This is a genomic window from Streptomyces sp. NPDC001480 (assembly GCF_042894725.1).
In the GTDB taxonomy this organism is placed as follows: domain Bacteria; phylum Actinomycetota; class Actinomycetes; order Streptomycetales; family Streptomycetaceae; genus Streptomyces.
Genome location: NZ_JBIAVX010000009.1, coordinates 376,865 through 389,312, shown reverse-complemented (window position 1 = coordinate 389,312; position 12,448 = coordinate 376,865). Strand labels below are relative to the sequence as shown.

Below are 12,448 nucleotides of genomic sequence, written 5' to 3'. Positions count from 1 at the left end.
GAGATGACCTCACTGACGGCCTCCCACGCTGCCGACCTGGTCGCCGCCCTGTTGTTCATCCTCAGCCTGGCCGGCCTGTCCCAGCACCGCACGTCCCGCGCCGGCGTCGTCTACGGCATCGCCGGCATGGCCCTCGCACTGGTCGCCACGGTCGTGGTGGCGGCGCGGAGCATCACCGCCGGGGCCCTGATCCTGCTGGCGATGGCGCTCGGCGCGGCGATCGGCCTGTGGCGGGCCCGCCGTGTAGAGATGACACAGATGCCCGAACTGATCGCGGTGCTGCACAGCTTCGTCGGCCTCGCCGCGGTGCTGGTCGGCTGGAACAGCTACCTGGAGGTGGAAGCGCACGGCACGGCGCAGACCCGGATCGGGTCCGACCTGCTCGGCATCCACCACGCAGAGGTCTTCATCGGCGTCTTCATCGGCGCGGTCACCTTCACCGGCTCGATCGTCGCCTTCCTGAAGCTCTCGGCGCGCATCAAGTCCCGTCCGCTCATGCTGCCGGGCAAGAACGGGCTGAACCTCGGCGCGCTCGGTGCCTTCGTGGTGCTGACCGTCTGGTTCACCATCAGCCCGAACCGGGTACTGATGATCGCGGTGACGGTGCTGGCGCTGGCGCTCGGCTGGCACCTGGTCGCCGCGATCGGCGGCGGCGACATGCCCGTGGTCGTCTCCATGCTGAACAGCTACTCGGGCTGGGCGGCGGCCGCGGCCGGCTTCCTGCTCGACAACAACCTGCTCATCGTCACGGGCGCGTTGGTGGGCTCCTCCGGCGCCTACCTGTCCTACATCATGTGCAAGGCCATGAACCGGTCCTTCCTCTCTGTCATCGCGGGCGGTTTCGGCATCGAGGCGCCGTCCGGTCGCGAGGAGGAACAGGGCGAACATCGGGAAGTGCGGGCCGCGGAGGCGGCCGAGATGCTTGCCCGGGCCCGCTCGGTGATCATCACTCCCGGATACGGCATGGCCGTCGCCCAAGCCCAGCACCCCGTGGCGGAGCTGACGCGCCGGTTGCGCGAGCGGGGCGTCGAGGTCCGCTTCGGTGTCCACCCCGTCGCCGGGCGGCTGCCCGGGCACATGAACGTCCTGCTGGCCGAGGCGAAGGTCCCCTACGACATCGTCCTGGAGATGGACGAGATCAACGACGACTTCGCCGACACCTCGGTCGTGCTGGTCATCGGCGCGAACGACACCGTCAACCCGGCCGCGACCGAGGACCCGGCCAGCCCGATCGCCGGCATGCCGGTGCTGCGGGTCTGGGAGGCGGACCAAGTCGTCGTCTTCAAGCGCTCCATGGCCTCCGGATACGCGGGAGTGCAGAACCCGCTCTTCTTCCGGGAGAACAGCAGCATGCTGTTCGGCGATGCCAAGCAGAGCGTCGAGGAAATCCTCCGCGCGCTCGGCAGCCATGACGGTCATGAGCCGACCCGAGCCACACGCCAGGCGACGGCGGCCGGCCGGTGACGTGGGGCTCGGCCGGTTGCGATGCCCCCTGAAGCGGGGCGCGGCCGGCCGAGCCCCCCATTCATGGCCTCGGCGACCTGGCAAGCCTTTGTCCGGGCCGCTGGTCGTTGGTTCGGTACCCCTGGAACCGGTATCAAGTGGAGCCGCGGAGCCGGTGCCGCGTACCTTCGACCACATGGCTGACGAGTGCTTCGGGCATCCACGGCTCGCCGCGATCTACGACCGGCTCGACCCCGATCGCGGCGATCTCGACGCGTACGTCCACATGGCCGAAGAGGTCGAGGCACGGCGCGTGCTGGACATCGGCTGCGGGACAGGAGTGTTCGCCCTTCTCCTGGCTGATCGCGGGATCGAGGTTGTCGGGGTCGACCCCGCCGAGGCGTCGATCGAGGTGGCCAAGGGCAAGCCGGGCAGCGAACGGGTGCGATGGATCCGCGGTGACGTGTCGGCACTGCCACCGCTGCGGGTCGATCTGACGACCATGACGGCGAACGTGGCTCAGGCCATCGTGGATCCGAAGGTCTGGCAGGAAACGCTGAGGACGGCGTACGCATCCCTGAGGCCGGGTGGGCGCCTCATGTTCGAGACCCGGGATCCGGCCAGGCGCGCCTGGGAGGAGTGGAACCGGGAGGATACCCACCGCGTGACGGACATCCCCGGCGTCGGCGCGGTCGAGAGCTGGGTCGAGGTGACCGACGTGAGCCGGCCGCTGGTGACGTTTCGGTGGACGTACGTGTTCGCTGCGGACGGGCAAGTGCTGACGTCGGATTCGACGTTGCGCTTCCGTGAGCGGGAGGAGGTCGAGGCGGACCTGCTCGCGCAGGGGTACGTGGTCGACGATGTGCGGGAAGCTCCTGACCGCCCGGGCCGGGAGTTCGTCTTCCTCGCCCAGCGGCCAGGCCGGGCCGCTGGGCGAGGCAGCGCCGGCAGTTCTCACGCTTGAGAGGAGGGTTCGCCAATGGCATGTCGTGTCAGCGAGCTCGTGCTCGGTTGCCGCGACCCCGAGGTGCCGGCGCGGTTCTGGTGCGAGGTCCTGGACTTCGTGGTGCTCGACCGCGAAGAGGACGGCAGCCTCGAGATCGGGCCGTGCGAAGGGTTCGGCGGCCCGCAGCCGACGATCTTCCTCAGCCGCACGGACGAGCCGCGGCAGGGGAGGCTCCGGCTGCACATCGACGTCAACGCCACCGACCGCGACCAGGACGCCGAGCTCGAACGCCTCCTGAAGCTCGGTGCGCGCCCGGCCGACGTCGGCCAGACCGGCGAAGAGTCCTGGCACGTTCTCGCCGACCCCGAAGGCAACGAGTTCTGCCTGCTCAAGTCCCGCCTCAACCCGCTCTGACGGCTCCGTACCCCGGCCCTGAGCCTGGAGGAACCACCCAGGCCGGCAGCCTCCGGTGCCTACGCGGTCATGTGTCGCGCATACGGAGCAGCATCGTGCCGGCGAGGAGTGTGCCGGCTGACCACGCGGCGAGCACGCCCAAGCCGGCCCACGGGCCGATGGGCAACTGGCGTAGGTCCGTGGTCGCTTGGACGGCCAGTCCGGCGCTCATCGGTGCGACCTGTTCGAGCAGGCGGTGCAGGTGCGGGTCGGTCACCGTCCGGGTGAGGACCGGCGGGAGGTAGAGCAGTCCGAGAACGGTTCCGATCGCGGCGGCGGAGTCACGCACGACCGCCGCGACGCCGAGGCTGAGGACCGCGATGAGCACCAGGTAGGCCACCGATCCGGCGCCGGCCCGCAGGACGGGTCCATCGCCGAGTGACAGGCGCGGGTATCCGTGAGGGGGCATGACGGTCCCGGCGACCACAAGGGAGGCGAGCAGGGTGAGACTCCCGACGGCGGCCACCGTCACGGTGAGCACAACTGCCTTGGCGGCCAGAGCCGTCGGGCGGCTCGGGACAGCGGTCAAGGTGGTGCGGATCAGTGCGGTGCTGTACTCGCCGCTGACAGTGAGTACGGCCAGCACCGCGACCGGGGCCTGCCCCAGGTACACGCCGCTGAGGACGAGCCGGGGGGCGTCGATGCCGCAGCCGGCATGCGGGCAGGTGGCGATGGCGGACACCGCGGCGCCCAGCGCCACGGTGACCGTCGCGGTGGCCAGGAGCAGCCACGCCGGGCCGGGCGTGCTGCGCAGTTTCGTCCACTCCGCACGTACGGCGTTCAGCGCGGTGCTCATGCGTCCCTCCGGTGCAGCAGGACGGCGGCCAGGGCGAGGGTGAGCGCGGTGTAGCCGCACAGCACGGCCAGGCCGGCCCAGGGCGGCAGCGGGTAGTAGCCGTTGGCGGGGGTGTAGACGCTGTCGACCTGCGGGTAGCGGGTGAGGGTCTGCTGCACAGCCAGGGCGGCGGCGGGGGTCACCCGGGTCAGCCACTGCGCCATGGGTGGTGGCAGGAACGGGATCAGTGCCAGCAGGTACGGCAGCACGGTGGCCCCGACGACGGTGGTGACCGCGGTCGCGCTGCGTCGCAGTACGGTACCGACGCCCAGGGCGAGGACGGCGGTGACGGCGAGCACGGCGGCGGTGCCCGCCTCGGCGCGTAGCAGGACGCCCGGCGTGGCCGGGAACACGTAGAGGCCGAGGTCGCGCACCAGCCGCAACCACAGCGGCACCGAAACGACCGTGGTGGCCAGGCTCGTGGCGAACGTGACGCCGCCGAACACGAGGGCTTTGGCCACGAGAACCCGGCCCCGATGCGTGGCGGCGCTCAGTGTGCTGCGGATCAGCCCGTATCGGTACTCGGTCGTGATCATGAGGGTGGCCACGACGACGATCACGATCAGCGCCGGGAACGTTCCGACGAGCAGGTCGCCGGCGGCGGCTGCGACGGGCAGGTCGCCGCGGGTGGCCGGGGCGAGGTCGCCGGCGCCGGTCACGCGGAATCCGCTGCCGGTCGAGGTGAACCCGCCGTTGCCGCCCGGCGGATAGCCGGAGAAGGTGGCGCTCCGGGCTCCTTCCTGATCGCCGGTCCAGGTGCCGGCGGACCAGCCACCCGCCAGTTCCGGGAGGCCGAACTCGGCGGTTGCCATGTCGGGGGCCGTGCCCGGACCGCGCGTCTGCTGCGGGCAGGCCACGAACAGGCCGGCCTGGACAGTGGTGTGACCGGGCAACCGAACCGAGCCGATCCGGCTCCAGGTAGTACCGTCCGCCGACGCTTCGCCGGTGATCGTGTCACCGGAGCGGGTCAGCCGGAGCCGGCGCACCGCGGTGGGGGACACCGCCCCGGGCAGCCCGGCACGGTCGTGGAGGTAGTCGTGCTGCATCCGCACCCCGTGCCCACCAGTGACCATGATCGCGGCGTAGCGGGAGCCGGACTCCGGTCCCGCGGTGATGATCAGCCCGGCTTTCGCCCATGGTGCGGCCGCGCTCCCGGCTCCCGCGCCCGGGGAGGTCAGTGAGGTGACCGCGACGGTGATCCGGCCGTCTCCGGGCAGGGGGCGGTGCACGAAGTAGAACGCGTCGACGACCGGTCCGCCGTCCGGCTCGATCGGGATCGGCGACTTCTGTCCGGGTGCCCCGCCGCTCAACCCGGCGAGGGGGAACAGCGCGATCATCAGGGCCGCGACCGCGCTGCCGAGCACCCAGCGGGGCACCGACCGGAACTTGGTCCACTCCGCGCGCACCAGACGCGGCATCGTCGGCCCGCTCACGACGCCGCTCCGGTCGTGGCGGCACGGTATTCGACCGCCTCGCGGGTCAAGTCGAGGTACACCTCTTCCAGGGTGGCCCGGTGGGGCGCGAGTTCGGAGAACGGCATCCCGCCGGCGGTGAGCACCGCGGCGACCCGCTCAACGTCGAGCCCTCGCACGGAGAGTGCGTCCGTGTCCGCGTGGGTCACCTGGGCGCCCGCGGCGGACAGTGCCTCGGCCGCCCGCCGCGCCGCGCCGGTACGCACCCGCACCCGGTCTCCGGAGGCGGCCGCGATCAGGTCGGTGACGCTGCTGTCGGCGATGACCCTGCCGCGGCCGACCACCACCAGGTGGTCGGCCATGTCTTGCAGCTCGCTCATCAGGTGACTGGACACCAGCACGGCCCTTCGCTGCCCGGCCAGATCACGGAGGAAGCCGCGCAGCCACACGATGCCTTCGGGGTCCATGCCGTTGAACGGCTCGTCCAGCATGATCGCCGGCGGATCGGCCAGCAACGCGGCGGCGATGCCGAGCCGTTGCCGCATGCCCAACGAGTACCCGCCGGCGGGGCGACGGCTGGCCGAGACCAGGCCCATCTGCTCGACGACCTCGTCGACGCGGCGGCGGCCCAGGCCCTGCGACCGCGCCAGCCACAGGAGGTGGTCGCGTCCGGTCCGGGCCGGGTGCAGCGCGGACGCGTCCAGCAGCGTGCCCAGGTGCCGCAGCGGGCTGCGCAGGGACCGGTAGGGCCGGCCCCCCACCAGGGCCCGGCCCGCGTCGGCGGTGTGCAGACCCAGAATGATCCGCATGGTGGTGGACTTGCCGGCGCCGTTGGGCCCGACGAAGCCGGTCACCCGCCCCGGGCCGGCCGTGAATGTCATCCCGTCCAGCGCTGTTGTCGACCCGTACCGCTTCCGCAGCCCGGTGACCTCGATCGTGGCATCAGTCATGGCACGGTTTTGTATGCCGAAGGCGGTGACAGCCCGGTACGTTCGGCTGTCACCGGGTTGTCACCCGGGGGCTGGCATCGTGGGCGCCGGGCCGCGGGAGGCGCCCGTACCGAAAGGGTGGTCACAATCATGAGGGTGCTGGTGGTCGAGGATCACCGGACGCTGAACGAGCTGATCACGGCCGGTCTGCGTCGCGAGGCGATGGCCGTGGACACAGCCCTCGACGGGCACGCCGCGCTGGAACAGATGGCCGTCACCCGCTATGACGTCGTGGTCCTGGACCGCGACCTGCCCCGGGTCCACGGTGACGAGGTGTGCCGCCGGATCGTGGCCGGCGGGGCGGGCACGCGCGTCCTGATGCTCACCGCGGCCGGCACCGTCCGCGACCGTGTCGAGGGCCTCGGCCTGGGCGCCGACGACTACCTGCCCAAGCCGTTCGACTTCGCCGAACTGGTGGCACGCGTCCGGGCGCTGGGACGGCGCAGCACACCGGCACTGCCCCCGGTACTGGACGACGGCGACCTGACCCTGGACCCCAATCGCCGGGTCGCATCGCGCGCCGGGCGGCGGCTGGACCTCAGCCCGAAGGAGTTCGCCGTCCTGGAACACCTGCTCGCCGCGGCCGGCCGCGTCGTATCCACCGAAGAACTCCTCGAACGAGTCTGGGACGACGCGACCGACCCCTTCACCACCACAGTGAAAACCACGATCGGGCGGCTGCGCGCCAAACTCGGCCGGCCGCCGGTCATCCACACCGTCCGCGAAGCCGGGTACCGGATCGGTGACCAGTGACCCGCCCCCCGCCACGCCGCCGGCTGCGCACCCGGCTCGCGCTGCTCCACGCCGGGCTCGCCTTCGCGTGCAGCGTGGTGCTGGTGGCCGTGGTGGACCTTCCGCTGTTCAGCGGGAGCCACACCACCCGTAAGCCGGCTTCCGGACAACCCGCCGCACCGGCCACCACCAGCAACCTCTCCGAGGTGCTGCGTTACTCCGCCGTCGCACTCGTCGTCCTCGCCGCCGTGTCGATCGCGCTCGGCTGGCTGATCGCCGGACGGGCACTGCGTCCCCTCGGCGTGATCAGCCGCTCCGCCCGCACCATGTCCGCCAACACCCTGGACAACCGCCTGCGTGTTCCGGCCGCCTACCAGGAGTTCACCGAACTCGCCGACACCCTGGACGGCTTGCTGCAACGGCTGCACGAATCGTTCACCGCGCAGCGGCAGTTCATCGCCAACGCCTCCCACGAGCTGCGCACCCCGCTGACGGTGCAACGGACCCTGCTCCAACTCGCCCTCGCCGACCCCGGCGCCACAGCCGACACGCTCCGGTCGGCCTGCCACGAACTGCTGGACCTGGGTCGGCAACAGGAACACCTGATCGACGCGCTGCTCACCCTGGCCGGTGGCCAACAGGGAATCGACCACTGGGAACGGTTCGACCTCGCCGAACTCGCCGGGAAAGTCGTCGTGGACCACCACGCGGAAGCCGAGCGCCGTGGCATCCGCATCGACACCACGCTGACTCCGGCCACGGTGACCGGCGACCCGCGTCTGGCCGTCAGCCTGATCACGAACCTGGTCGGCAACGCCCTACGGCACAACGTCCCCGGCGGAACCGTCGAGATCGAGACGAGCACCCCCGGCCGCCTCACGGTCGGCAACACCGGCACCCCGATCCCCCCGACCGAGATCAACCGCCTGTTCCAACCGTTCCAGCGCCTCGGCACCGACCGCACCGACCACACCGACGGACACGGCCTCGGACTCGCCATCGTCGCCGCCATCGCTCACGCACACCGCGCCGCACTCACCGCGCACCCACGGCCGGGCGGAGGTCTCCACATCGCCGTCGACTTCCCACTCTCCTTGCCCAGAGTTGCCTAAAAGCATTAGGCAACTTCATAATGGTTGTCGCCGGATGGGAGGAAGTTTATGGTTCGAGCAGGGCTGACTCCGGAGCGCCTGACCCGGGCGGGCGCGGAACTCGCCGACGAGGTCGGCTTCGACCAGGTCACCGTCTCGGCGCTCGCCCGGCGGTTCGACGTCAAGGTCGCGAGTCTGTACTCGCACGTGAAGAGTTCGCAGGACCTCAAGACCAGGATCGCCCTGTTCGCGCTGGAGGAACTCGCCGACCGGGTCGCCGCCGCCCTCGCCGGGCGTGCGGGCAAGGACGCCCTGGTCGCCTTCGCGGACGCCTACCGCGACTACGCCCGTGAGCACCCCGGTCGGTACGACGCCGCCCGGCTCAGGCTCGACCCCGAGACGGCGGCCGCCAGCGCCGGCGTCCGGCACGCACAGATGACGCGTGCCATCCTGCGCGGCTACGACCTGACGGAGCCGGACCAGACCCACGCGGTCCGGATGCTGGGCAGCGTGTTCCACGGCTACGTCAGCCTGGAGGCGGCCGGAGGCTTCAGTCACACCGCCGTCGACTCGCAGGAGTCCTGGCTCTGGACCCTGGATTCCCTCGACGCTCTGCTGCGGAGCCGGAGCACAACCCCTAAACCTTGATCAACAGGCTGGGACAATGAACACCGAGCACCACTGGACCACCACACCCGTCACCCCGGACATCCTGCGCGGTTTCCTCGACCTGGAAGCGACCGACCACGGCCTGCTCCCGCACCGGCTGCCCGCTGCGGCGCGCCGGCAGATTCCCGACGAGCAACTGGCCATGGCGGAGGCTCAGCCGTCCGGCGTGCGGCTGGCCTTCCGTACCCGGGCCACGACCATCGAACTGGACACGCTGCCCACCAAACGCGTCTACCGAGGTTTCCCGGCCCCTGCGGACGGCGTCTACGACCTGCTGGTCGACGGCCGTCTCGCGGCCCAGGCCACGGTGGCCGGCGGTAACGTCCGTACGATCACCGACATGGTCACCCAGGCCTTCGAACTGCGCGAGGGGCCCGTCGGGACCGCCCGCTTCACCGGACTTCCGGCGCGTGACAAGGACGTGGAGATCTGGCTTCCGCACACGGAGGTCACCGAGCTGATCGCCCTGCGCACCGACGCCCCCGTCGAGCCGGCACCGGACCGCGGGCGCAGGGTGTGGCTGCACCACGGCAGTTCCATCAGCCACGGCTCCAACGCCGCCCACCCGACCGCCGTCTGGCCGGCCCTGGCAGCCGTCCGGGGCGGCGTGGAGCTGGTCAACCTGGGGTTCGGCGGCAGCGCGCTGCTCGACCCGTTCACCGCCCGTGCCATACGGCACACCCCCGCGGATCTGATCAGCCTCAAGATCGGTATCAACATCGTCAACGCCGACGTCATGCGTCTGCGCGCCTTCACCCCCGCGGTCCACGGCTTCCTCGACACCATCCGCGAGGGGCATCCGGCCACACCGCTGCTGGTCGTGTCCCCCATCCTGTGCCCCGTCCAGGAAGACACGCCCGGCCCTCTCGCGCCCGACTTCGACGGGGGCGGTCTGCGGTTCAAGGCGACGGGTGATCCGGCCGAACGCGCCACCGGACGCCTGACGCTCAACGTCATCCGCGACGAACTCGCCCGGATCGTCGCACAGCGGGCCGCTGACGACCCGCACCTTCACTACCTCGACGGCCGTGACCTGTACGGCGAGAGCGACTACGCCGAGAACCCGCTGCCCGACGAGGTCCACCCCGACCCCGAAGGACACCGCCGCATCGGCGAGAACTTCGTGCGGTACGTGTTCGGCTCCGGCGGCCCCTTCGCCCATCCGGCCGCGCAGGCGCCGTTGTCGGTGCCGGATGACACCATCCGGCCATGAGTGGTGATTCCTTCAACTGGCACGTCTTCCTGCGACGTTGGCAGGAGGAGTGGGTGCCGCGCGCGGACGGGGGCGAGGGCGGCGGTCAGGCCGTCGTGCCCCTGGGCAGGCCCGGGGCGGACGAGGCGGTGACCGCCGCGGCCGAGGAGCGGCTGGGGCGGCGGCTGCCGCCGTCGTACCGGGAGTTCCTGGCCGTGAGCGACGGGTGGCACGTGGACCAGACGGCCGGGATCTATCAGCTCGGCGGCGCCGCGGACATCGACTGGTTCCGGGATCCGTACGACATGACCTCGCTGTACGAGCAGAACCTGGACGACAACTCGCGCTCGGAGGACGTCCTGCTGGCCGGGATGTGGCAACGGTCGCTACGGCTGGAGACGGACTCCGACATGTCGTACGCCCTGCTCGACCCGGGCGACAGCGACCAGGACGGCGAGTGGGCGCTCTACGTCTACAAGGGCTGGAGCGGTGAAGTGCCTGACCGGTACTCGTCGTTCCGCGCCTACATGGAGGCCATGTACCGCGGCTTCCACGGCGACCGGGCGGCAAGCCCCGACTTCGTGAACGCGACCACGCGCGCCCGGGACGCCGATGTGGAGGCGGCTCGCCTGCTGGCCCTGCGCGGACGGTACGAGGAGGCCCTGCCCCTGCTGGAGGAGGCGCGGTCCTTCGGGCGGCCGCGGAGCACCGTACTGCTGAACCAACTCCGGCATCTGCCGGCCCCGCACAACTCGCAGGGATACGGCGACCTGGTGGCCGACCCGCGCTACCTGCCCGAGATCCTGCCCGTGGAGGCCATGGAGCCGGCACGCGGCGACCGGCGCTCGGGCGGGGACGACCACTGGCTCCGGATGATGTCGGCCCGCGGGGCCGCCCGGGAGGCCGCCGAGGCCGTACTGAGGACGATGCGGGACGGCACCCATCGCTACGCGCCTCCCGGTCCATGGGGCCGGGCCGTCGCCGAGGCATGGGAGTCGGCCCGCTGGGGGGCGACCGACGCCGCGTGGCGGGTACTGCGGGACGCGCTCCCGCTGTGGGAGGCGCCCGGGCCCTCGCTGATCGCCCCGGTCGGCCTGCTCGCCGATCCGGTCCTGGGTCCGCTGGTCACCCCGGAGCGTGGGCGGGAAATCCTCGCGACACCGAGGGCGGGGGAGAGGGGGCCCGCTCCCGAGCCGGTGCCCGATCTCGACCCGCCGGGCCTCGCCTGGCTGGCGGAGCCCGCGGCGAACGGGCAGCCGCACGACGGCTACCGCTGTGTCTGGGTCGAGGGGACCGACCCCGCCCGCCTGCCCGCACTGATCGGCGAGGAAGGCGCCGAACTGAGCGCACCCACGGATCCGCGCATGGCGTCCTGGCGGGCGCCGAAGCCCCACGAGCGGGAGGGCGTGGAACTCTGGGAGGACCGGGCCGTGGTCGCTGTCGGCCGCACCGCCGAAGCGTGGGCCTTCGCCTTCGACGGCCACTCCCACCACCTGAACAATCGGTTCCTTTCCCCCGCTGCGGCCGCCTCCTCATCAGGCCGCGCGGTGGTGGTGTGGCGCGATCCGAGGCGCTTGTCGCTCGCGGGCCGCCCGGCCGCGTTCCACCTGTCGGTGGCCGAACGGGGGGAGGAGCTGTACGCGTTCACCGTGCGGGGTACGGAGATCCAGCGCTCCGGCGCGATACCCGAGGCGCTGGACCCCGCACGGTTGTTTCACCCGGAGGACTCCGAACTGGACGGCGAGATGAGGGTGTTGCGGGCCCTGCACACCGAACTCTGGCTCTCGCTGCCCCGCTTCGCGCTGACCCGGGGCAGGCTCTGCACTTTCACCACCCGGTCCTGGACCCGGGCACCACGCGCGGGCGAGACGTACGCCTACGCCTACATCGGCTCCGCGCGGCCCCGGCCGTGAAGCCGGGCGGGCCCGCATCCCGGTGGAAGGCGGGCCCGCCGAACGGCTAGCTCGGGCGGATCGCGGCCTCTATGTGGGCGAGTTGGGCGGCGAGGATCTCTTCGAACGCGGCGCGGCGGTCCGCCCCGAGGGGACGCAGGTCACGGGCGAAGTGGGCCAGGGCGGGGAAGCGTTCGGGGTCGGCGCCCAGCACGGCGACGCGGAACAGTTCCATGCCCTGTTCGTGCTCCTTGGGGGTGATGGTGCTGACCCCGGCCTCGGAGGCGATCAATGCGGCGATGAGGACCGCGATCCGGTGGTAGCGCGCCGGAATCTCCTCGTCGGGCAGTCCCGACGCGCGCAGGGCTTGCAGCACCTCTTCCATGACCAGCCGGGAACCGGTGCCGCCGGACGCATAGCGTCCCCAGGCCGCGGCGAGCTGGGGCTGCTGACCGAAGGCCTCTCTCACGCGCAGGGCCAGGGCGGTGATGCGCTGCTTCCAGTCACCCTCGGGGCGGTAGCCGTCCATGGCCGCCACGAGGATCCGGTCGGCGACCGCCCGCAGCAGCTCTGTCTTGCTGCGGAAATGCCGGTAGAGGCTGGAGGAGTCGGTCCCCAGGGCCGCCGCAAGCCTGCGCACGCTGAACGACTCGGCGTCGCCCGTGCGCAGCAGCTCCGCCGCCGCGTCCAGGATCTCCTCGGTCGACCAGCGCCTTCGGTCCGCCATCCCACTCCTCTCGCCGGTTCTCAGCCTAACTTATGCACTTGGTGTTGCACGCACCGCGTGCATAATG

At 71.4% G+C, this 12,448-nt stretch carries 12 protein-coding genes; 8 read left to right on the top strand and 4 right to left on the bottom strand.

Features of this window, described 5'->3' with window-relative positions:
* Window positions 1-3: 3 nt before the first annotated feature.
* The 3 genes from pntB (at window position 4) to ACFY01_RS24555 (ending at window position 2,803) form a co-directional block, all read left to right on the top strand.
* Window positions 4-1,464, top strand: coding sequence for a Re/Si-specific NAD(P)(+) transhydrogenase subunit beta (pntB, locus tag ACFY01_RS24565; RefSeq protein WP_390737864.1), 1,461 nt, complete (start codon window positions 4-6; stop codon window positions 1,462-1,464).
* A 175-nt stretch (window positions 1,465-1,639) separates the two neighbouring features.
* Window positions 1,640-2,407 carry a class I SAM-dependent methyltransferase gene (locus ACFY01_RS24560; protein ID WP_390737942.1) on the top strand — a complete coding sequence of 256 codons (768 nt, stop codon included), beginning with the start codon at window positions 1,640-1,642 and terminating at the stop codon, window positions 2,405-2,407.
* 15 nt (window positions 2,408-2,422) lie between these two features.
* Window positions 2,423-2,803, top strand: coding sequence for a VOC family protein (locus ACFY01_RS24555; protein WP_390737863.1), 381 nt, complete (start codon window positions 2,423-2,425; stop codon window positions 2,801-2,803).
* A gap of 67 nt (window positions 2,804-2,870) precedes the next feature.
* On the opposite strand, the gene ACFY01_RS24550 is transcribed toward ACFY01_RS24555, so the two are convergent.
* Genes ACFY01_RS24550 through ACFY01_RS24540 form a run of 3 tightly spaced genes read right to left on the bottom strand, consistent with a single transcriptional unit; the run spans window position 2,871 to window position 6,039 of the window.
* Complete coding sequence (locus ACFY01_RS24550; protein ID WP_390737862.1) at window positions 2,871-3,638, bottom strand: ABC transporter permease; 768 nt, start codon at window positions 3,636-3,638, stop codon at window positions 2,871-2,873.
* Window positions 3,635-5,110, bottom strand: coding sequence for a hypothetical protein (locus tag ACFY01_RS24545; protein WP_390737861.1), 1,476 nt, complete (start codon window positions 5,108-5,110; stop codon window positions 3,635-3,637). Before ACFY01_RS24545 ends, ACFY01_RS24550 begins: the two co-directional genes overlap by 4 nt.
* Window positions 5,107-6,039: an ABC transporter ATP-binding protein gene (locus ACFY01_RS24540; RefSeq protein ID WP_390737860.1), complete on the bottom strand. Its 933-nt coding sequence runs from the start codon at window positions 6,037-6,039 to the stop codon at window positions 5,107-5,109. The genes ACFY01_RS24545 and ACFY01_RS24540 overlap by 4 nt, the downstream gene beginning before the upstream one ends.
* A 129-nt stretch (window positions 6,040-6,168) precedes the next feature.
* Here ACFY01_RS24540 and ACFY01_RS24535 point away from each other — a divergent pair, with 129 nt between their 5' ends.
* Genes ACFY01_RS24535 through ACFY01_RS24515 form a run of 5 tightly spaced genes read left to right on the top strand, consistent with a single transcriptional unit; the run spans window position 6,169 to window position 11,675 of the window.
* Entirely contained in the window at window positions 6,169-6,831 is a 663-nt protein-coding gene (locus tag ACFY01_RS24535; RefSeq protein ID WP_390737859.1) for a response regulator transcription factor, read from the top strand.
* Entirely contained in the window at window positions 6,828-7,922 is a 1,095-nt protein-coding gene (locus ACFY01_RS24530; protein WP_390737858.1) for a sensor histidine kinase, read from the top strand. The genes ACFY01_RS24535 and ACFY01_RS24530 overlap by 4 nt, the downstream gene beginning before the upstream one ends.
* A 48-nt stretch (window positions 7,923-7,970) precedes the next feature.
* The gene (locus ACFY01_RS24525; protein WP_390737857.1) at window positions 7,971-8,549 is read left to right on the top strand and encodes a TetR/AcrR family transcriptional regulator; all 579 of its coding nucleotides are present in this window, start codon (window positions 7,971-7,973) and stop codon (window positions 8,547-8,549) included.
* Between the two features lie 16 nt (window positions 8,550-8,565).
* Window positions 8,566-9,783, top strand: coding sequence for a GDSL-type esterase/lipase family protein (locus ACFY01_RS24520; protein ID WP_390737856.1), 1,218 nt, complete (start codon window positions 8,566-8,568; stop codon window positions 9,781-9,783).
* Window positions 9,780-11,675, top strand: coding sequence for an SMI1/KNR4 family protein (locus tag ACFY01_RS24515; RefSeq protein ID WP_390737855.1), 1,896 nt, complete (start codon window positions 9,780-9,782; stop codon window positions 11,673-11,675). The genes ACFY01_RS24520 and ACFY01_RS24515 overlap by 4 nt, the downstream gene beginning before the upstream one ends.
* Window positions 11,676-11,721: 46 nt before the next feature.
* Here the strand turns inward: ACFY01_RS24515 and ACFY01_RS24510 are convergent, their stop codons facing one another.
* The gene (locus ACFY01_RS24510) at window positions 11,722-12,381 is read right to left on the bottom strand and encodes a TetR/AcrR family transcriptional regulator (RefSeq protein WP_390737854.1); all 660 of its coding nucleotides are present in this window, start codon (window positions 12,379-12,381) and stop codon (window positions 11,722-11,724) included.
* Window positions 12,382-12,448 lie beyond the last annotated feature (67 nt).